The organism is Puia sp. (assembly GCF_035546395.1).
Classification (GTDB): domain Bacteria; phylum Bacteroidota; class Bacteroidia; order Chitinophagales; family Chitinophagaceae; genus Puia.
In genome coordinates this window covers 483,159-504,085 of record NZ_DASZXR010000016.1, presented here as the reverse complement: position 1 = coordinate 504,085, position 20,927 = coordinate 483,159, and the positions used below count along the sequence as shown (strand labels likewise).

At 57.6% G+C, this 20,927-nt stretch carries 15 protein-coding genes and 1 pseudogene; 11 read left to right on the top strand and 5 right to left on the bottom strand.

Going from position 1 to position 20,927, the window contains the following annotated elements; genetic code table 11:
- The first annotated feature begins 7 nt into the window (after window positions 1-7).
- Window positions 8-229 (top strand): hypothetical protein, encoded by a 222-nt coding sequence (locus VHE34_RS23315; RefSeq protein ID WP_325592401.1) that lies wholly within the window; start codon window positions 8-10, stop codon window positions 227-229.
- 61 nt (window positions 230-290) lie between these two features.
- On the top strand, window positions 291-704 hold the full coding sequence (locus tag VHE34_RS23310; protein ID WP_325592399.1) for an SET domain-containing protein: 414 nt from the start codon (window positions 291-293) through the stop codon (window positions 702-704).
- Here VHE34_RS23310 and tkt read toward each other — a convergent pair whose 3' ends face one another.
- A complete protein-coding gene (gene tkt / locus VHE34_RS23305) occupies window positions 705-2,753 on the bottom strand; it encodes a transketolase (RefSeq protein ID WP_325592397.1) in 2,049 nt (682 codons plus the stop codon).
- 38 nt (window positions 2,754-2,791) lie between these two features.
- Between tkt and VHE34_RS23300 the strand changes: the two genes are divergently transcribed.
- From VHE34_RS23300 to VHE34_RS23290, 3 genes are read left to right on the top strand one after another with little or no spacing between them, the layout of a single operon-like run.
- The gene (locus VHE34_RS23300; RefSeq protein WP_325592395.1) at window positions 2,792-3,865 is read left to right on the top strand and encodes a class I SAM-dependent methyltransferase; all 1,074 of its coding nucleotides are present in this window, start codon (window positions 2,792-2,794) and stop codon (window positions 3,863-3,865) included.
- 53 nt (window positions 3,866-3,918) lie between these two features.
- Complete coding sequence (locus tag VHE34_RS23295; RefSeq protein WP_325592392.1) at window positions 3,919-5,748, top strand: glycoside hydrolase family 15 protein; 1,830 nt, start codon at window positions 3,919-3,921, stop codon at window positions 5,746-5,748.
- A complete protein-coding gene (locus VHE34_RS23290; RefSeq protein WP_325592390.1) occupies window positions 5,748-7,049 on the top strand; it encodes an Nramp family divalent metal transporter in 1,302 nt (433 codons plus the stop codon). The genes VHE34_RS23295 and VHE34_RS23290 overlap by 1 nt, the downstream gene beginning before the upstream one ends.
- On the opposite strand, the gene VHE34_RS23285 is transcribed toward VHE34_RS23290, so the two are convergent.
- Complete coding sequence (locus VHE34_RS23285; protein ID WP_325592388.1) at window positions 7,034-7,309, bottom strand: DUF3175 domain-containing protein; 276 nt, start codon at window positions 7,307-7,309, stop codon at window positions 7,034-7,036. The genes VHE34_RS23290 and VHE34_RS23285 overlap by 16 nt on opposite strands.
- A gap of 41 nt (window positions 7,310-7,350) precedes the next feature.
- On the opposite strand from VHE34_RS23285, the gene VHE34_RS23280 reads away from it, so the two are divergent.
- Both VHE34_RS23280 and glgX read left to right on the top strand, forming a co-directional pair.
- Window positions 7,351-7,707: a hypothetical protein gene (locus VHE34_RS23280; RefSeq protein ID WP_325592386.1), complete on the top strand. Its 357-nt coding sequence runs from the start codon at window positions 7,351-7,353 to the stop codon at window positions 7,705-7,707.
- 76 nt (window positions 7,708-7,783) lie between these two features.
- On the top strand, window positions 7,784-9,994 hold the full coding sequence (gene glgX / locus VHE34_RS23275) for a glycogen debranching protein GlgX (RefSeq protein ID WP_325592384.1): 2,211 nt from the start codon (window positions 7,784-7,786) through the stop codon (window positions 9,992-9,994).
- Between the two features lie 16 nt (window positions 9,995-10,010).
- Here the strand turns inward: glgX and treZ are convergent.
- Window positions 10,011-11,672: pseudogene (treZ, locus tag VHE34_RS23270) on the bottom strand (malto-oligosyltrehalose trehalohydrolase); the annotation flags it as partial.
- Window positions 11,650-13,329 (bottom strand): alpha-amylase family glycosyl hydrolase, encoded by a 1,680-nt coding sequence (locus VHE34_RS23265; RefSeq protein ID WP_325592382.1) that lies wholly within the window; start codon window positions 13,327-13,329, stop codon window positions 11,650-11,652. The pseudogene treZ and the gene VHE34_RS23265, both read right to left, overlap by 23 nt.
- Between VHE34_RS23265 and VHE34_RS23260 the strand changes: the two genes are divergently transcribed.
- The 3 genes from VHE34_RS23260 to VHE34_RS23250 all read left to right on the top strand — a co-directional run bounded on the left by VHE34_RS23260 (window position 13,328) and on the right by VHE34_RS23250 (window position 16,650).
- A complete protein-coding gene (locus VHE34_RS23260) occupies window positions 13,328-15,055 on the top strand; it encodes an alpha-glucosidase (protein WP_325592380.1) in 1,728 nt (575 codons plus the stop codon). The two genes, VHE34_RS23265 and VHE34_RS23260, sit on opposite strands and share 2 nt — an antisense overlap.
- A gap of 95 nt (window positions 15,056-15,150) precedes the next feature.
- Window positions 15,151-15,618 (top strand): DinB family protein, encoded by a 468-nt coding sequence (locus tag VHE34_RS23255; protein WP_325592378.1) that lies wholly within the window; start codon window positions 15,151-15,153, stop codon window positions 15,616-15,618.
- A gap of 42 nt (window positions 15,619-15,660) precedes the next feature.
- On the top strand, window positions 15,661-16,650 hold the full coding sequence (locus tag VHE34_RS23250) for an XdhC family protein (RefSeq protein ID WP_325592376.1): 990 nt from the start codon (window positions 15,661-15,663) through the stop codon (window positions 16,648-16,650).
- Here VHE34_RS23250 and VHE34_RS23245 read toward each other — a convergent pair.
- Window positions 16,641-17,387 (bottom strand): DUF72 domain-containing protein, encoded by a 747-nt coding sequence (locus tag VHE34_RS23245; protein WP_325592374.1) that lies wholly within the window; start codon window positions 17,385-17,387, stop codon window positions 16,641-16,643. The two genes, VHE34_RS23250 and VHE34_RS23245, sit on opposite strands and share 10 nt — an antisense overlap.
- A gap of 274 nt (window positions 17,388-17,661) precedes the next feature.
- On the opposite strand from VHE34_RS23245, the gene VHE34_RS23240 reads away from it, so the two are divergent.
- Window positions 17,662-20,925, top strand: coding sequence for a TonB-dependent receptor (locus tag VHE34_RS23240; protein ID WP_325592372.1), 3,264 nt, complete (start codon window positions 17,662-17,664; stop codon window positions 20,923-20,925).
- Window positions 20,926-20,927 lie beyond the last annotated feature (2 nt).

The window sequence follows — 20,927 nt, the reverse complement described above, 5'->3', positions numbered from 1 at the left end:
GAGCAAGATGACAACAAATAAGAGCAAATCGACGAAAAAAGACCCCATCCGCGATGCGGAAGAGCAAGCCGAAAAGGATATCCTCGGTGACCCCGAGCTCAGCGACAGCGATCCTACCGATGACCTCGACGAAGGTGAGCTGGCCCAACTGGACAACTCCGACGAGGAGGCTTTCGACGCGGAAGAAAAGGAACGTCCTAAAAAGCACCATCCCGGTAAAGGCAAGTAGAAACAGAGCGGTTCGGCAATAATCCCCTATATTCGCGACGCTCAAAAATGCACACTCGTCAATGCCGTTACTCGAAGATCAGCTACTCGTCAAACGTAGTACCCTCAAAGGCGCCGGAAAAGGCCTCTTCACGACCAAGGATATTCCCAGAGGTAAGAAGATCGTTGAATACAAGGGCAAGATCGTCAAATGGAAGGACGTCGATAGCCGCGACGGCCTCAACGGATACATCTATTATGTCGATCGCAACCATGTCATCGACGCCTTCCCCACGAAGGAAGCCCTTGCCAGATACGCCAACGACGCAAAAGGTATCGTCCGCACCGAAGGTCTGAATAACAACTGTACGTATCGCATCGAAGGCCGCCGCGTATTCATTTATTCGATGAAGAAAATCTCCGCCGGCAGCGAACTCTTCGTCGGCTACGGCAAGGAATACTGGGACATTATAAAAGAGAACCTGGGACTCAAATAGCTACCCTCTCAATAACTGTTTGGCCCTGGCCACGACATTCTCTACGGTGAACCCGAACTCTTTGAAAACATCGGCGGCGGGGGCCGACTCGCCAAATCGTGTCATCCCGATGATATCGCCCTCGTCCGTGATATATTTGTGCCAGCACATCGGACTCGCCGCCTCCACCGCCAGCCGCTTCCGGATGCCTTTGGGGAAGACACGCTGCTTATAGGCGTCATCCTGTTTTTCGAAGATTTCCATGCTCGGCATGCTCACAACCCTTGCGGCTATGCCGTTCTCCCGCAATTTCTTCTGCGCCTTCACGATCAGCTCCACCTCGGATCCTGTAGCGATCAGGATCAGTTCGGGCGCCCGTTCGGGCTCGGACAGGATATAGGCGCCTCTACTGACATCCCCGGTCGTCTTATAGCCACCCGTCTCGATAATGGCCACATTCTGCCTCGTCAGCACGAGCGCCACGGGTCCCCCCTTGTGCAACAGGGCGACCCTGACGGCCTGTGCCGTCTCATTGGCGTCCGCCGGGCGCAGGACGGTCATATTCGGGATGGCCCGGAGGGAAGCCAGTTGTTCGACCGGCTGGTGGGTGGTTCCATCCTCGCCGAGCCCGATGCTGTCATGCGTATAGATGTAGATGGGGCGTATTTTCATGATGGCGGCAAGCCGGATGGGCGGCCGCATATAATCCGAAAAGATCAGGAAGGTGGCGCCATACGGGATCAACCCTTTTGTGACGGCCATCCCGTTCAAAATGGCCCCCATCGCATGCTCACGAACGCCGAAGTGGAAGTTGCGGCCACCGAAATCACCCGGTTGGAAGTCGGTATACTCCTTCAGATGGGTCTCCGTGCTTGGTGCGAGATCGGCTGCGCCGCCGAGGAGCCCCGGCAGGGCGGCCGCGATGCTGTTCAAGGTCTTGCCCAGGGCGACCCGGGTAGACAGCTTCCCCTCTTTTCCATCCGCGGCCTGGAAGCCGGGGATCTTCTTTTCCCATCCCGTCGGCAGCTTGTCCTGCAGGGCCAGCTCATAGGCGCCGGCCAGCTCGGGGTGTTCTTTCTTATAACGATCGTACAGCTGGTCCCATTCCTCCTGCAGCCCTATCCCGCGTTCTCCCGCGGCACGATAATATTCCAGCACCTTGCCCGGAACGACGAACGATTCCTCCGGATCGAAGCCGAAGAATTTCTTCACCAGCCTGACTTCGTCGGCGCCAAGCGGGGAGCCGTGCGCGCCGGCCGTATCCACTTTGTTCGGGCTGCCATAGGCAATATGCGTCCGCACCCGGATCAGCGAGGGGCGATCGGTCTCCGCGCGGGCCGACTGGATAGCCTTGTCAAGCGCCTGCAGGTCGTTCCCGTCTTCGACCGCCTGGACATGCCAGCCATAGGCTTCGAACCGCTTGCCTACGTCTTCCTGGAAGGTAATATTGGTATTCCCCTCGATGGAGATATGATTGTCGTCATAGAGGTAAACGATGTTCCCGAGCCCCAGGTGGCCGGCAAGAGAAGCAGCTTCGCCGCTGACCCCTTCCATCATATCCCCGTCGCTGCAGATGGCGTAGATGGTATAGTTGAAGAGTTGGAAACCGGGTTGGTTGAATCGCGCCGCGAGATGTTTTTGGGCGATGGCCATCCCGATGCCGTTGGCGAAGCCCTGTCCGAGCGGGCCCGTGGTGATCTCGATCCCCGGGGTCAATCCGTATTCCGGGTGTCCGGGCGTCTTGCTGTGCAACTGCCGGAAGTTCCTGATATCCTCGAGCGAGAGATCATAACCGGTGAGATAGAGAAAACTGTATTGCAACATACAGGCATGACCCGCGGAGAGGACAAACCGATCGCGATTGGGCCATGCCGGGTCCCTTGGATTGTATCGCATATGTTTTCCCCACAATAGATGTCCCATGGGCGCGGTGGCCATCGGCGTTCCCGGATGACCCGAATTGGCTTTTTGTACCGCATCGGCGGACAAGACCCTTACCGTATCGATACACAACTGTTCGTCATTGGCAGCAGCGGCTGCCGGCTCTTTCGCTAAGATAGTGGTAGGCATGACTATTGATTTGCTTCAGGCGAGAAAACTCAATTTCTATGCCGCTTCAGGACCTCATCATCGATACGATCCGCACCCAGGGCCCGCTGTCTTTTCACGATTTCATGGAAATGGCGCTTTACCATCCCGGACAGGGCTATTACGCCGCGTCCCGCGATGCCATCGGTGAGGCGGGGGATTTCTATACCAGCCCGTACCTGAGTGACCTTTTCGGCGAGATCGTCGCCGGCCAGCTCGAGGAAATGTGGATGTGGCTGGACCGCCGGCCCTTTACGATCGTGGAGTGCGGTGCGGGCGCGGGTCTCCTCTGCCGCGATATCCTTCACCGGCTGAGGAATAATCCCGGGATGTTCGATCATCTTCAATATATCATCATCGAAAAAAGTGAGTGGATGCGCAAAAAGGAACAGGCGCTGCTCGCTGCCGAAGGCCTTTTGCCAAAGCTGCGTTGGGCCTCCTCGCTGCGCGAGCTGCCCCACATCCACGGCTGCATCCTGTCGAACGAGCTTTTCGACAACTTCCCGGTCCACCAGGTGGTGATGGGCGACAGGCTTATGGAAGTATTTGTGGGGTATGAAAATGGGTTTAGAGAAGTACTTCGGCCTGCATCCCCCGCGTTGACCGGCTATCTGCGGGAATTCCAAATCGTCTTGCCGAACGGTTTCCGCGCCGAGATCAATCTACAAGCCACCGAATGGATCCGCGACGCCGCGGCTGCCCTGGCCTCGGGCTTCGTCCTGACCATCGACTATGGGCACTGCGCCGCCGATCTCTACAGCCGCCAAACCGGAACGCTCGCCTGCTATCACCGCCATCGCGTGGCCCGCTGTCCTTTCGAACATATCGGGAAACAGGACATCACCACCCATGTCAACTTCTCCGCCCTCGACCACTGGGGCCGCCGCTATGGACTCGAATATTGCGGCTACACCAGCCAGACGCGTTTTCTCCAGGGCCTCGGCATGACTGCGCGCCTTCGCCGGGAGGGGGTCGCCACTCCCCAGCTCCGCAAGCTGATCGAGATGAGCGAACGGTTTAAGGTCCTGATACAGCGCAAGGGCCTCCCGCGGGTCTTCCTCTCGGGCCTTCAATTCGCGCAAGCCCTTGTCTAGGCTACGGCTGTCCCCCTGGCCCAATGTTTGCAAAAAACCCGGTAAAACCACCGATGAGCTACCAACCCATCGAAAACTACGGCATTGTCGGCAACCCCCATTCCGTTGCACTAGTGGGCCTCGACGGCTCTATCGATTTCATGTGTTTCCCCCACTTCGATTCTCCCTCGGTCTTCGCGAAGCTCCTCGACGACAAGAAAGGCGGCTACTTCTGCATCGTCCCGGACTTTAAGGAGATGAAGCAAAAACAGCTCTATCTTCCCGACACCAACGTCCTGCTCACCCGTTTTCTCTCACCCGACGGGGTGGGGGAGATCACCGACTTCATGCCCGCGGGGACACAGGAGGAGAGAAAGCTGATCCGGAGGGTCACCACTATCCGGGGCGAGGTAAAATACAGGCTATCCTGTGTACCCCGTTTCAATTATGGAAGGGACGAACACAAGGCTACGAAGCAAGGCGCCAACGAGATAGTTTTCCACGCCGACGGTCCCAACGGACTCAACGTCAGGCTGAAGGCAAACGTCGAATTAACGGTGAAGGACCTCGACGCCACCGCCGAATTCACGCTGGCTGCCGGCGATTCGGCCGACTTTATGCTCGAGAATGCCGACAATGAAAATGTGCCGGCAAAACAGCTCAAGGAAAAGGTCACCCAGCTGCTGATCGCGACCATCAATTACTGGAAGGCCTGGATCGGCCGCTCAACCTACCAGGGCCGATGGCGCGAGACGGTCAACCGCTCGGCGCTGGTCCTCAAGCTGCTCACTTCCGCGCAATACGGTTCCATCATCGCGGCGCCCACCTTTGGGCTTCCGGAGACCATCGGCGGAAAACGCAACTGGGACTATCGCTATACCTGGATCCGCGACGCTTCCTTCACCGTCTATTCCTTTATCCGTCTCGGCTATACGAAGGAGGCGGGTGCGTTTATGGATTGGATCGAAAAGATCTGCCGCCAGATCAAAGGAGACGAACGCATGGGCATCCTATATTCCATCGACGGATCCCGCCAGCTGACCGAAGCCACGCTCGACAATCTCGAGGGCTATAAGGGCAGCTCCCCCGTCCGCATCGGTAACGACGCCTACGGCCAGCTGCAGCTGGACATCTATGGCGAGCTGATGGATTCCGTATATTTGTATAACAAGTATGGGGAACCCATCTCCTATGATTTCTGGAAGGACCTGGAGCGGCAGGTCGAATGGCTGAGCCGCAACTGGGATCAACCCGACGACGGCATCTGGGAGGTAAGAGGAGGCAAGCAGACCTTTCTTTTCTCCCGCCTTGCGTGTTGGGTGGCGCTCGACAGGGCTATGAAGATCGCAAAGGCCCGGTCCTTTCCCCGCAATGGTAGCTGGAAGAAGCAACGCGACAAAATATACAATAGTATCTTCATGGATTTCTGGGACGAGAAAAAGCAGGCCTTCATGCAGTACCCCGGCGCGGAGACCGTTGACGCAAGCTGCCTGCTGATGCCGTTGTTCCGGTTCATCAGTCCAAAGGACCCGCGTTTCCTGTCCACGCTTAAGCGGGTAGAGGAGGAGCTGGTGACCGACTCGCTGGTCTATCGCTATCGGCCGGAGGTCGCCGCACCGGACGGCTTTACCAGCAAGGAAGGGAGCTTTTCGGCGTGCACCTTCTGGTATGTGGAATGCCTGTCGCGGTCCGGACAGCTGGAAAAGGCCCGGTTCTATTTCGAAAAGATGCTGGGCTATGCCAATCACCTGGGACTGTATTCGGAGCAGCTGGGCTTCGAAGGCGAGCACCTCGGTAACTTCCCACAGGCATTCACCCATCTGGGCCTGATCAGCGCCGCGTTGAACCTCGACCAGCAATTTAATGACAGTCGCAATAAGAACATCAACCTCGACGAGATCTAATGGCATCCACCACCCAACCCGCCGGCAAGGCCCGCATCCGGCAGCGCAAATCTTCATCGCGGTTAAAAACCTTGCTGAAGAACCTCGGACCCGGCCTCATCACCGGCGCCAGTGACGACGATCCATCCGGTATCATCACCTATACCCAGGCCGGCTCACAGTTCGGGCTGGCGACCCTCTGGACCGCCCTGCTGACCTTTCCGCTGATGGCAGCCATGCAGGGGATGGCCGCGCGCATCGGCCTGGTCACCAGCCAGGGCCTCACGGGCACTCTCCGGGTTCACTATCCCAAATGGCTGCTCTTCTTTGTCCTGCTCTTTTGCTTCCCCGCGGTGATACTCAACATCGGCGCCGATATCCAGAGCATGGGCGCCGTCACCCACCTGCTCTTCCCCGTTATCCCCGCCTTTTCGGCAAGCATCTTCTTCGCCGGCCTGCTCCTGTTCGTCATCATCCGGTATCCCTATCAAAAGATGGCGGGGATACTGAAATGGCTCTGCATCGGCCTGCTGCTGTACCTCATCGTGCCTTTCCTGGTCCATCCCCACTGGCCCGAGGTCGCCAAAAGCACCTTCATCCCCACCATCCGTTTCGACAAGGACTTTCTCGGTATCCTCGTCGCCATTCTCGGCACCACGATATCCCCTTATCTCTTTTTCTGGCAGGCGACGATGGAAGCGGAAGAGGAGCAACACAATACCCGGAAAAAACGCATCGTCGTCGATAAGAAGACACTCGACAATATGCGCAGCGACGTCAATATCGGGATGTTCTTCTCCAACTTCGTCATGTTCTTCGTCATCCTGACAGCGGGCAGCGTGCTGTTCGTCGCCGGAACCAAACACATCGAGACCGTCGAACAGGCCGCCCAGGCCCTCAAGCCCCTGGCGGGTGATCTCAGCTATACCTTATTTGCCGTGGGCGTCATCGGCACCGGTCTGCTCGCCATCCCCGTACTGGCCGGCAGCATATCCTACATGCTGGCCGAAACCCTCCAATTCTCGATGGGACTCGACAAAAAATTCAACGAGGCCCGGCGCTTCTATAGCGTCATCTTCCTCAGCCTCCTCGCCGGCCTGGCCATGCAGTTCTCCGGGATCTCGCCCGTAAAAGCGCTATTGTACACCGCCATTCTCTACGGGCTTACCTCGCCGGTCCTCATCGCCGTGATCCTGCATATCGGCAACAACAAAAAGATCATGGGCAAGCACACCAATACCCGCCTTTCCAATATCCTCGGCTTCCTGACCCTTATCCTCATGACGGCTTCCGCCGTCGCCCTCGTTTATTTTTCCTTCTGATGGTCCTTTTTCAACTCATCCCTGGCCTTTGTCAACACTTTCTTCCTCGCCGCGGATAAATTTTTCCCCGCCCGGTTGATATAAAAATTCAACATCGACATTGCCGACTGATACGCGGTCCCTTTCTTCCGCTTGCTCTCCGCCGCGCTCTTTTCCAGGGAATGCGCGATCTTTTTGGGGTTATTCCCCTTGAACACTCCCTTCTCGAGGTCCAAAGCATTACTGTGTTTGGTGACCTCTCCCGACCATTTCTTTTTCATGGTATGTAATTTGCCAACATACCCGCAAAACCAAGTCCCACATGGAAAAGGTAAATACCCCGGACACGATGACCACCTCCTCGGAGATACTGGAACGGCTCCGCAAGAAACATATGGATAACGAATTCCGCTGGACCCCGAAAGGTTTTACGACCTGCAACGGCAAGACCTATCGCGCCGAAGAGCTCGAGATCATCCGTATACTGCGATTCGAAGGCATCAGCGATCCCTCCGATACGGAAATTTTGTATATCATCAGGACGAACGACGGGCTGGTCGGCTACAGCCTCGATGCGTATGGCGCCTATAGCAGCCACGACAGCGAATTCGGGTACAATAACTTCATCCGGCAGATCCCGCAGGCCGGCCACGACGAACAGCTTTTATTTCAGCTCTAGCCAGGGCGGCGGGGAAAATCTTTCGCGATGGCGGCTTTTTTCTACGGTCCGGAAATACAAACTAAAACAGACCAACATGACGGTATATCCCGGAAACCCTTATCCTTTGGGTTCTTATTGGGATGGGAAGGGCGTCAACTTCGCCCTCTATTCCCACCACGCAACGGGCGTCGAGCTCTGTCTTTTCGATGAAGCCGAAGGGCGGAACGAATCCCTGAAGATCAGGCTCAGCGAGCGCACGCACGATATCTGGCATTGCTACCTCGAGGGGTGTGGCCCGGGTCAACTCTATGGCTTTCGCGTTCACGGACCATACGAACCTGCGAACGGCCACCGGTTCAACCCGGCAAAGGTCCTTCTCGATCCTTATGCGAAGGCCATCTGCTCGATCGGCAAATGGGATGATACGCTCTTCGGCTATACCATCGGCCAGGACGACCTATCCTGCGACACCCGGGATAACGCGCTTGCCGCCCCCAAATCGGTCGTCATCGACCATTCTTTCGACTGGGAGGACGACAAACCCCCATTGGTCGCTTATTACAATACGATCATCTACGAGGTCCATGTCAAAGGCTTCACCAAATGCTTCACCGGCATACCCGGGAACATTCGCGGCACCTACGCCGCGCTCGCCCATCCCAAGGTCATCGACTACCTGAAAAGGTTGGGTATAACGACTGTCGAGCTGATGCCCGTTCATCAATTCCTTCCCGACCGCCATCTCGTGGACAAAGGCCTGACCAATTACTGGGGATACAATACAATAGGTTTCTTCGCCCCCCACATCCAGTTTTACAGCGGCAAGGAACATGGCGGCCAGGTAAGGGAATTCAAAGAGATGGTCAAACAGCTGCATAAGGCCGGCATCGAGGTTATCCTCGACGTCGTATACAACCATACCGCCGAAGGCAATCAAATGGGGCCGACGCTGGCTTATCGCGGTATCGATAACAGCGAATATTACCGGCTTGCCGATGACAAGCGTTATTATTACGACTATACGGGGACGGGCAACACGCTCAACGCCCGGCTGCCGAACGTGCTGGCGCTGATCATGGACAGCCTTCGGTATTGGGTGACCGAAATGCACGTCGACGGGTTCCGCTTCGATCTCGCCGCGGCCCTGGCTCGGGAGCTTAACGATGTCAACCGCCTCAGCGCCTTCTTCAGCATCATCTACCAGGACCCGGTCATTTCCCGCGTAAAGCTCATCGCAGAGCCCTGGGACGTCGGCGAGAACGGCAACCAGATCGGTCAGTTCCCCCCCGGCTGGGCGGAATGGAACGGTAAATACCGCGATTGTATGCGCGACTATTGGCGCGGCGCCGACAGCGTTCTGGGCGAATTCGCGGAACGCTTCACCGGCAGCTCCGATCTGTATAAGAACGACAATCGAAATCCCACGGCAAGCATCAACTTTGTCACCGCCCACGATGGGTTCACGTTGCATGACCTGGTCTCCTACAACGGGAAACATAACGAAGCCAACGGCGAAGACAACAAGGATGGCACGGAGGACAACCGCAGCTGGAACTGTGGCGCCGAGGGCCCCACGGACGACACCGCCATTATCCAGCTCCGCGGCCGGCAGAAAAAGAACTTCCTCGCCACTTTGCTCCTTTCCCAGGGGGTTCCCATGCTCCTTGCGGGGGATGAAATGGGACATACGCAAAGAGGCAATAACAACGCCTACTGCCAGGACAACGACATCTCCTGGCTCGACTGGAGCACCGCCGACCAGGACCTCATCGAATTCACCAGCCGGCTGATCCGGTTCCGGAAGTCTCATCCTGCCTTTTCCCGCAAACATTGGTTCAAAGGAAAACCTATCCGGCGATCGGACCTGAACGATATCGCCTGGTTCCTGCCGGATGGCAATCAAATGACCGATGAGCATTGGAATACCGGCTTTGCCAAATCGCTGGGGATATTCCTGTACGGGGATGGTCTGCACAGCATCGGCCAGGATAACCAATCCCTCAAGGACGACAGCTTCTATCTCATTTTCAACGCCCATTCAGGCCCGCTCGACTTCAAGCTCCCGGACGAGCAGTATGGTCCAAAATGGACCAAATGCTGGGACACGTCCGGTTCTGCCGCCGAGCGGAAAAAGAGCTATGCTCCCGGCGACACGGTAAAGGCCGGTGAACGGTGCATTATTCTCCTGCAGGCGCCACTACCCGTCGCTCGAACACGGCGAAGCTTCGCGGCGGCACGAAGTCCCCGATCGGACAGGAAACCAACAACGGCTTCCAGTCCCGGTGATCTCGTCCAAAAGGCATAGGCGAATAAGCGGAGAAATTCAGCAGGCAAAGCAGTTCAAGATCGCGCCGCGCCGACCATCGAAGAAGGGCCAACCCGTTCTCGCCGGTGACATCTACGCGTATCCGGTGTTTGGAAAGTTCGGCCAGTAACGGATGTTCGCGCCGAAGCCGGAGCAGCTCCGCTGTCAACGCCAGCAGTTGCGCATGCGGCCCTTCCAGGCGCTTCTCCCACCGTAACCGGGAGTCTTCGAAGGTCTGCATGTCCTGCGGATCGCGGGGGTCGCCGTCGAATTGAAAGGAGGCAAATTGGGTTCGCCGGCCCTCGATCAGCCCTTTTTTCGTGTCTTCTTCCTGGTAGTCGGAGAAGAAATAAAAGGGCGCCTCTTCTCCATATTCCTCTCCCATGAACAGCATTGGAATATAGGGCGAAAGCAACAAAGCGGCCGCTGCCAGTTTCAATGTCGGGGCGTCTACGAGGGCCGCCAGCCGCTTGCCATCCGGCCGGTTGCCGGGCAGATCATGGTTTTGATTGAAAACGATAAAATGTCCGCCGGATATTCCAGCAGCCGATGCCCCATGCCGGCGATGCCGGAAGTAAACATATTCTCCGCTGTGTACAAATCCTTGCTCGTAGGCTTTGGCCAGCTGACCGATGGCGCCGAAATCCCGGTAGTTGCGCCATCCCCCGGGGTCCAGCAACACGTACAAGGCATGATGAAAATCGTCGAGCCATTGCGCGTCAAAACCTTTCCCGCCCAGCTCCGGTGACTGGGTGGTCCGCGGATCGTTGGTGTCGCTTTCGGCGACCAGGTAATATCGCCGTCCGGACCGGGCCTCCCACTGTTTCACTGCTGTATACAACTCATCCCAGATACGGATGGCATTGCGATCGTACATCTCATGGATCGCATCCAGCCGAAGGCCGTCGAGATGATATTCGTCTGCCCAATATACGACGTTGGCGATGACAAATTCCCGCACGCCGTCGGACCATTCTCCGTCGAAATTCATCGCCTTGCCCCATGGCGTCCCATACTTATCCGAGAAATAAGGCCCGAAATGGCCGAGGACGTTCCCTTCCCGGCCGATATGGTTATACACGACATCCAAAAACACCGCAATTCCGCGCCGGTGGCAGGCGTCGATCAATCGCTTCAATCCCACCGGTCCACCATAGCTGTTCTGTACGGCATAGAGGAATACCCCGTCATAACCCCAGTTGCGGCTTCCCGGGCATTGTGCGACCGGCATCAGTTGAATGGCGTTGATCCCTATATTGGCGAGCTCATCCAGCCGTGGGATCATCGCCTCGAAACTCCCTTCCGGCGTGAATGTTCCGACATGTACCTCGTAGAACACCAGGTTGGTGAGCGACTTACCGCGCCAGTCGCCGTCGGTCCACGGGAACGCGTCATGATCCACCACTTCTGAAGCGGCGCAGACTCCCTCCGGCTGGAACGCCGAACAGGGATCGGGATATAAATTCCCTTCGACGACGTAGCCATATCTTGTTCCCGGGCCTGCATCGGGCACATCCACGGAAAAATAACCGCAGGCATCCTTTTCCATGGGAATATCGTTGGCTACGTCGCGCCTGGCTCCGAAGGAGCCAGGCAAGATCCTAAGAAGCATCGCATCTTTCTGCGGCGCCCATACGCGAAACAGGCAACCTTCTTTATGGCATTGCGGCAAGCTCATGAGGATTGGGATTTGTGGACACGGCCCGCCAGTCATCGAGCCGCACGATGAGGCCTTCATCTCCGAACAAGTCGAGGGAATCCTTGACGGATACCTGCTCCTGCTCGGGAAAGCTGTCGACGACGATGACCCCGGTGAAGCGAATGGTCGAAGGAGTGAAATAACCCGGCCGGTGCGTAAGGTTGAGCACGATCAGGAAACCCGGGTGTCCGTCGGCCTGCCGGATATAGGCCAACAGCTGGGTATCCGAATAGACCGGCTTATACGCACCCACCATCAGCGAAGGCTCCTGCTGCCGCAGCCGGATCAGTTTGTGATAAAGACAAAGCGGGGAGTATTCGTCCTTTTCCTGTGTGGCGACATTGCGCCGGCGAAAGCTTCGGTCGATCCGCAGCCAGGGCTGACCCGCGGTGAATCCCCCATTCCGCGTTTGATCCCACTGCATCGGCGTCCGCTCGGGGTCCCGGCTCAGGTTCTTTCCAGGCATATTGAGCCCCTGCGGGTCCTGCACTTCGCCCGGGGGGATGGGCACGTCCCGCATCCCGATCTCGTCGCCATAGTATAGGGTTGGGGTGCCTCTTAGCGTAAGAAGCAGCACTGCGGCCACCTTTGACTGGCCGAGTCCCACGCGACTGCTGATCCTTGGCTGATCGTGGTTGCCCATCACCCAGTTGGGCCAGTCGGTATCCGGCAGCGCGGCCTCGTATTCGTCGATGGCGGCCGCAATCGACCGGGAATCCCAGGGAAGGCTGGTCAGCGTGAAATTGAACGGCAGATGCGCCTCGCGGTCATGCGTACCGTAATAGGCCACCAGCCGGTGCACCGGCAGATAGATCTCGGCGATCATTAGCCGCTGATGGTACTCATCCAGCACCTTGCGCATCCTTGCAGCGATACCATGCATCTCCGGCTGGTCGGTGGAATACACAGGCAACAACTGCTCGTAGCTACCCATGGATTCCTTATAGTCGGGATTCCGCGGGTTGTCCCGCCATTGCGCATCCTTGATCATATGCCACATGGCATCCACCCGGAACCCGTCGACGCCCTTGTCCAGCCACCATCGCATGATATCCAGCATTGCCTTCTCCACCTGGGGATTGCGCCAGTTCAGATCGGGCTGTTTGACGTGAAAGGCGTGATAATAATATTGGCCGGTCTTCCCGTCCCATTCCCAGGCCGGCCCGCCAAAGACACTCAGCCAGTTGTTGGGCAATCCGCCGTCCGGCTTCGCATCCTTCCAGATATACCAGTCCCGTTTGGGATTGTCTCTTGAAGATCGCGACTCCAGGAACCACGGATGTTCATCGCTGCTATGATTGGGCACCAGGTCGAGTATCAGCTTCATTCCCATTGCATGCACGTTGGCCAGCAGCTCGTCGAAGTCGGCCATTGACCCGAATGTCGGCCAGATGCCCCGGTAGTCGGAAATGTCATACCCGAAATCGGCCATCGGCGAAGGATAGATAGGGGAGAGCCAGATCGCTTTGACCCCCAATGTCTTCAAATATTCAAGGCGCAGGATCATCCCCCGCAGGTCTCCGATACCATCACCATTGGCGTCCTGGAAAGACCGCGGATAGACCTGGTAGATGATCCCATCCTGCCACCAGAGGTATTGTTTTTGATTGTTCTCTTGCATGGTATCGTCAGACATGCAACGCAAATGCCATCCCGCCTGGTGGCGCTGTGCCGTGATATACCAGGTCTACCCCCGCAGTTTCCAGGATTCGAACGCGGACGGTATCGGCGATCTGCGGGGAATTCTCTCCCGTATCGACTACATCGCCTCCCTCGGCGTCGATGCCCTTTGGATCAATCCGGTCTTCTCCTCCCCCGGAAAGGACAACGGTTATGACATCAGCGACTATCGGTCCATCGGGCCCGCATACGGGACGATGACCGATATGGAAGAACTGATCCTCAGGGCCCACGAGAAGGGGCTGCGCATCATCCTCGATATGGTCTTCAATCACACCAGCAATGTGCACGAATGGTTCCGCCAGGCCTGCCTGTCGCGCGACAATCCTTTTTACTCTTACTACCACTGGTGGCCCGCTGAAAGGGGAAGGCCGCCCTATCGCTGTGGCTTCTTCGACGCCGCCGGCGAAGCCTGGCAATACAATGCTCCGACCGACTCCTGGTATCTACACTATTTCTCGCCCGAGCAACCCGACCTTAACTGGGAAAATCCGCGCGTCCGCCGGGAACTCTATGACATCCTTCGCTTCTGGATCGGCAAAGGTGTGGACGGTTTTCGGTTCGACGCCATCACCTTTGTGGCGAAAGATACCAGTTGGCCGGAGATTGCCCTTTCGACGCTCAGAGACAACTATCAGGGTGACTGGGGGAACTATTATGCATCCTCTCCTCACCTGCATGGCTATCTGAAGGAGATGCGCCGGGAGATACTGGGAGCGCCTGGCGGACCGGGCGGCAGCGACGGGGGAGCCCCGGAGATACTCCTGTTCGGCGAAGCGCCCGGTGTTCCACCCGAACAGTCGCTGCTGTTTGTCGGCGAAGACCGCGGTGAGCTGGACCTCATCTCGCATTTCGACGGAATGGTCCTTGGCTATCTCCAGGGGGAATACCGAAAGCCGGACCCTAACGGCTATAACCGATCGCAATTTAAGCAGGTCTATTCCACCTGGACGGACTTATTCCGGCGGGACGGGTGGGGGACCGTCTATCTCGGCAGCCATGATCAGCCCCGTATGGTCAGCCGCTGGGGGGACGACCGGGGCGAGTTCCGGATCCGCTCGGCAAAATTGTTACTCACCTTCCTGCTGACGATGCGCGCAACTCCAATTATTTACAATGGCGATGAACTCGGCATGCGCAATATCCGGTTCGCGAGTATCGACGACTATCGCGATATCGAAACGATTCAGAACTATCAACGCATCGCAACCGCGGGCGGCGATCCCGAAGCGTTTCTCCGCGATCAGCAGCTGGCCGGCCGCGACAACGGCCGCACTCCCTTCCAATGGACTGCGGGGCCGCAGGGCGGCTTTACTACCGCGACGCCCTGGCTCCGGGTCAACCCCGACCATCGGTGGGTCAATCGCGAAGCGGAAGAGGCGGACCCCGGCTCCGTACTCAACTATACCCGGGCGCTCCTCCGCCTCAGGCGCCGGTTTGCGGCCCTGACGGCCGGAGACTTCAACCTTTTGAACCACGATGACAGCCCGGTATTGGCCTACTCCCGGTCCCTTGGAAGGACCACTATCGCCGTCCTGCTCAATTTTTCGGGCGAAGAGGCGCCGTTCGATGGCTTGCTTTCGCTTTCCGGTCAGGTCCTCATCAACAACGATGCTTCGGTGAGCCGGGCCGGCAAAAGTCTGCGGCTGGCGCCCTGGCAGGCACTCGTCTTTGATTGTTGAACAGCGGAACGGCCTGGAAGGCCGTTGGCCGAAGGCCCGACATTAGCGGTGGCCCCGCGCCCCGAAGAGGCGCGAAAATTGCTATATTCGGTCCCATGACACCCATCGTAAAAGAGCTCGAAGCCGCGCTTCAAAGGGGCAATGCCCATGCCGTCTTCGAAGACGCGGTAAAGGATATTCCCTATAAACTCCTCGGCACGGTCCCCGAAGGTCTGCCATACAGTCTCTGGCAACTGATCGAACACATCCGGATTACTCAGTGGGATATCCTGGAATTCTCCCGCAACCCCCAACACCAGAGTCCCGCCTGGCCGGAAGGTTACTGGCCAAAGGAAAGGGCTCCTGCTCATCTCAGCGATGTCAAAAAGTCGGTCGACCAGGTCATTGCCGATCGCCAGGCCTTCATCCGCCTGCTTGGCAAAGCAGGCGACGATCTCCACAAGCCTTTTCCGTACGGCGACGGCCAGACCCTTTTCCGCGAGGCCCTGCTCATCATCGACCATACTTCTTATCACACGGGCGAGATCATCGTCCTGCGGCGGTTGCTGGGGAATTGGGGCTAGGCCGGCGCCTCGAAGAGGCGCAAGAATTCTTATCTTAGCCATGTGAAAGAGATCCGAACCATCGTCGCTGCCTGGCAATCCCTCGATCTTGTTGCAACAAAGGCGGCCCTTGCCACCGTCGTACGCGTGGAAGGCTCCTCCTACCGGCGGGCCGGCGCGCGTATGCTCGTCCTCGACGACGGCACTTATCTCGGCGGCATCAGCGGTGGCTGCCTCGAAGGCGACGCCCTTCGTCGCGCCCGGAAAGGCATCGCCCTCCAGCGCCCATCCGTCATCACTTATGACACGACCCAGGACGATGACTACCAGATCGGCGTTGGCCTTGGCTGCCAGGGTATCATCGACGTTCTATTTACTCCCCTGCGGCCCGATGACCCGACCTGTCCCCTTCGCCTCCTCGCCGGCCTCACGACCATCCGCCAACCCGCAGCCCTCATCACCATCACCGGCGCCTCCGATCCCGGCCGGCTGGGCGCCTGCTGGTTGCACGGCGATGCAACCCCCGTTGCGGTTGGCCCGGAGGTCGATCGGGCACTTGCCGATCGCCAATCCCGCACAGTCACCGTAGGCGACACCCGCTATTTCATTGAAATAATCCTCCCGGCCATCCACATCGCCGCCTACGGCGGCAGCTACGACATCCACACCCTTCGCCGGCAAACGGTCGAACTGGGCTGGGATTTTACCGTCGTCAACAAATCAAACCCCCAACCGCCGGTCATCGACGACTATACCGCGGTCCTGCTGATGTCCCATGACTACAATACCGACAAGCGGAACCTCGAATCGATCCTCCCTTCCCCCGCCACGTATATCGGCATCCTTGGCCCGCACAAACGTGCTGCAAAACTCTTCGCCGAACTCGCCGTCAAAGAAGACGATGTCCGTCGCATCTACGCTCCCGCGGGCCTCGACATCGGCGCCGCAACTCCGGAAGAGATCGCGCTCTCCATTCTCGCGGAGGTCCGCGGCCATTTTGCCGATCGACAGGGGACTTCTCTTCGCCTGCGCGAAGGGTCTATCTATAATTGACCGACCATGCCGCGCAACGCCTGCGCATTCAAAAGCGCCTCTCCGATGGTATTGTTGAAATAGACATATACTTCCCGCCCTTCGTTGAGCCAGCTCTTCATTCTTCTCGCATCCCGCAACAACAGTTCCTCCCCATAGCTTCCCTTATAATCCCCGGTGAGGCCGTGATAGCGAATGTAGATAAATAAGGTCCTCCCTGAGGGCGTTTCGCGTTTGGATCCCGGCATGTCGTGCAGGACCATCCCCGCCTTGTACCGTTCCAGCAGTGTGGCCGTCTCGGCCCGGTACCAGCTGGGATGGCGGAACTCCACCGCCACCCGCCATCCCCTGCCCGGATCGGCGACCCCGATACGCTCCAGCAACCGTTCCAGTTGCGGCGCCTTGTCCGCGTGCAACCCCGGCGGAAGCTGCACCAGCAGGCAACCCTTTTTCTTTCCCAGTTCTCCCGCCTCATGCAGGAATTTGTTGACATCGACCGGCATAAAATTCAGTCCCTTCCCGTGAGTGATCCCGCGCCATAGCTTCACGGTGAATTTAAACTCTTCCGGCACCTCGTGCGCCCATTTCCCAAAGGTTGCCGGCTGCGGGATCTTGTAAAAACTGCTGTTGATCTCGATCGTGTTGAACAGCGAAGCATAATATCTCAGCCGGGTACCCGAACGGTATTCTTCTGGAAAATGCAGTTTGTTCGGCACGGGCAAAACCAACCCGCTGGTTCCGACATAAAAATGGCTCATGCCCGGACTATGCAAATGCGCGGCCAGCGGCGGAGGCACATTTCTCCCTGGGCCGCAGCGCAATCCAGGCCGGGTCACGGACCCGGCGGCCGAAGGCCCGACATAAGCGGAACGATTGCGGCGGAGGCACATTTCTCCCTGGGCCGCAGCGCAATCGTTCCCGGGAACGAATGCGTAAATAAAGGCCGCCGTACGCACTGATTTTCAAAATCTTCTGCTTAGACTTACGCCACGTTTCCATCCGATTGCCAATAAAAAAAAACTACACTGCCATATGAAGAGAATCCCAATTCTCCTGCCCCTGGCGCTTCTGATCAACGTCGCCCTACAGGCCCAGACCCTCCGGGGCCGCGTCGTCGACGACAGCACAGGCACAGGCCTTCCGCAAGTTTCCGTGATCCTATCGGGTACCCGTATAGGCGCCTCCACGGGCTCCGACGGGCAATTCACGATCCAGCTGCCCCCGGACGGGAAAAAGCATTCCCTGACCATTTCCTCCACAGGCTACCTCGCCGTGACCGTCCCCGTCTCCGCATCTACGCCCGGCATCGTCGTCCGGCTGAAACATGCAGCCACATCCCTGGATGATGTCGTCGTCATCGGGTACCAGTCGGTGCGCAGAAAGGATGTGCTGGCATCGGTGTCCTCCGTCAGCTCGAAGGACCTCAAAGACATTCCCATCAATTCCGCCCAACAGGCCCTCACGGGCCGCCTGGCCGGCGTCCAGGTCACCGGTTCCGAAGGTTCACCTAATGCCCAGGTGCTCATCCGCGTCAGGGGCGGCGGCAGCGTCACGCAGGACAACTCCCCTCTCTACGTCGTAGATGGCATCCAACTGGATAACGCCCTCAATTTCATCTCCCCGCAGGACATCGCCTCGATCGATGTTCTAAAGGACGCAGCCTCCACCGCCATCTATGGGGCCCGCGGCTCCAACGGCGTCGTCATCATCACGACCAAGGGCGGCCGCAATACCGGCGGTAAGACCACCGTCGCCTACAATGGCTTTGTTGGCTTCAACAAGCTCTCCAAAGAGCTGTCCGTCCTTTCGCCCTATGACTTCATGTACTATCAGTATGAACGGGCAAAGCTTACCGGCGACAGCTCCGGGATCTCTCCGTATGGCTACAGCTGGGACACGGTACAGAAATACCGCACCGTCAAACCCTACGACTGGCAAAACAAGATGCTCGGCCGCAATGCCTTCCAAACGACCCATAACGTCAGCATGTTTGGGGGAACGGAGGAAACCCAGTATAACCTTAGCCTGACCGACAACCACTCCGATGGGGTCATGCTCCTCTCCGGTTATGACCGCAAGCTCGTCAACTTCCGCCTCGATCACCAGGCCAGCAGTATCCTGAAGGTCGGCTTTAACGCCAGGTATAACAATACGAGCATCGATGGGGCCGGTACCTCCAACCCCGGTTCTTCCTCGCTCAACTTCCTGCGACAGGTTATTCGCTACCAGCCCTTCCTCCGGGCGGGACAAACGGCTACCACGTTCGACCCCAACTATTACTCGGAGACCAACGCCAACAGCCTCGCTCTCGTCAATCCCGTGCTGCTTAACCAGCAGACCTATCGGAAGACCTATACGAATGTTCTTGACCTCAATGGGTATGCGAACCTGAGGCTCACCAAATGGCTCTCTTTCCGGAGCACGTTCGGGTATGACAATAACAGCATGCGCGGCGATGCTTTTGACGACACCCTCACCACCAATGCAAAGAACAACGGCGCCGGGCTGCCCATCGCCGATATCACTACCACCAACGTTCAAACGGTTGACAATTCCAACGTGCTTACCTTCAACAACGGCGAAATGCGGGGCGGATGGAAAGACAAGCACCGGGTGATCCTGCTGGCGGGCCAGGAGACCTACCAGACGCATGAGAGGGATGGTTATGTAGAGACGCGGTATTTTCCGCTTGGGACGACCCATACCGCCGCACTCGGCAATATGAACCTCGGGACTCCTCCCAACAGTACGCTGATTGAGCCAAAGCCCACCACCTCGGATGTAAGCGTCCGGCTGCTGTCCTTCTTCACCCGTCTGAACTACGGATATGACAATAAATACCTGGGCTATCTCAGCTTCCGGGCAGATGCCTCGTCGCTTTTTGCCGAGAAGAATCGCTGGGGATATTTTCCCTCGGCGACCGTCGCCTGGCGGGTCTCGCAGGAGAACTTCATGCAACGGGTCGGCTGGATCAACGATCTGAAACTCCGGGGTTCGTACGGATCGGCGGGGAACAACCGCATCAGTCCCTATCTCTACACGACCAATTTCAGCACCACAGTGCAGGACGGGCTTAGCAACAACCTTGTGACGACCTTTACCTCGCCCTCCCTTGCCAACCCCAACCTGAAATGGGAAACGACGATCTCCCGGAACATCGGTTTGGACGCGACGATGTTCAACAACCGTTTCGGCGTTACCGTCGACCTCTATAGCAACAAAACCCATAACCTGCTGGTGGCTACGCCCATTCCCACCAATACGGGATATACCAGCCAGTTGCAGAATGTAGGGTCCACGACCAACCGCGGAGTGGAGGTGCAGCTTACGGCAACCGTCATGCAGCGGCAGTCGTTGCAGTGGACAGCCAATTTCAACATCTCGTTCAACCAGAACAAGGTCACCGATCTCGGTCCCCAGTTGTCCTATCTGCAAAACTCGGGCTGGGCGGGCAGCGGCAACCCTTCCGACTTCATCGTCAAAGTGGGTCAGCCCGTCGGCGCCATGTGGGGTCTGAAGAACGATGGATTCTATAAGACCAGCGACTTCAACTATAATCCCGCCACGCGCGTCTATACTCCGAAGCCGGGCCTGGTCAACGACGCAACCATTACCGCATCTACGCCGATGCCGGGATCGATCAAATACAAAAGCCTCGATGGGGATAGCATCGTCACGGCCAATGACCGGACCATCATCGGCAACGCCCGGCCCAAATTCTTCGGCGGCCTCGCACAGAACTTCTCCTACAAAGGGTTCGATCTGAGCGTCTTTATCAACTTCCAGTACGGTAACAAGGTCTTCAACTACAACAAGCTCGAGTTCTCCAGCGGGTATACTCCCGGCGCCAACCTCATGGGCTTTATGAAGTCCCGCTGGCATATCGTCGATGGCAACGGCGTGGTATACGAAGGGCTCAACTCCGCGGGCCAGATCGTTGGCGCCTCCCCCGACAGCCTCAACCGGCTGAACGCCGGCGCGAAATACTGGATCCCGCTCGTTGGCTCCAGCGCCACCACCTTCAGCCCCAACTCCTGGGCCGTGGAAGACGCTTCCTTTATCCGCATCAACAATATCACCCTTGGTTATACACTGCCGCGATCTGTCGTCAGTAAGATGAAGATCTCGCGTCTCCGGGTCTACGCGACAGTGAACAACGTGGCGACGATCACCGGTTACAGCGGTTATGATCCCGAAGTAAGCACCCGGCTCAACACTCCGGTCACGCCCGGCGTCGATTATTCCGCCTATCCCCGTAGCCGCAGCTACGTGGCCGGCGTAAACGTAACCTTCTAATC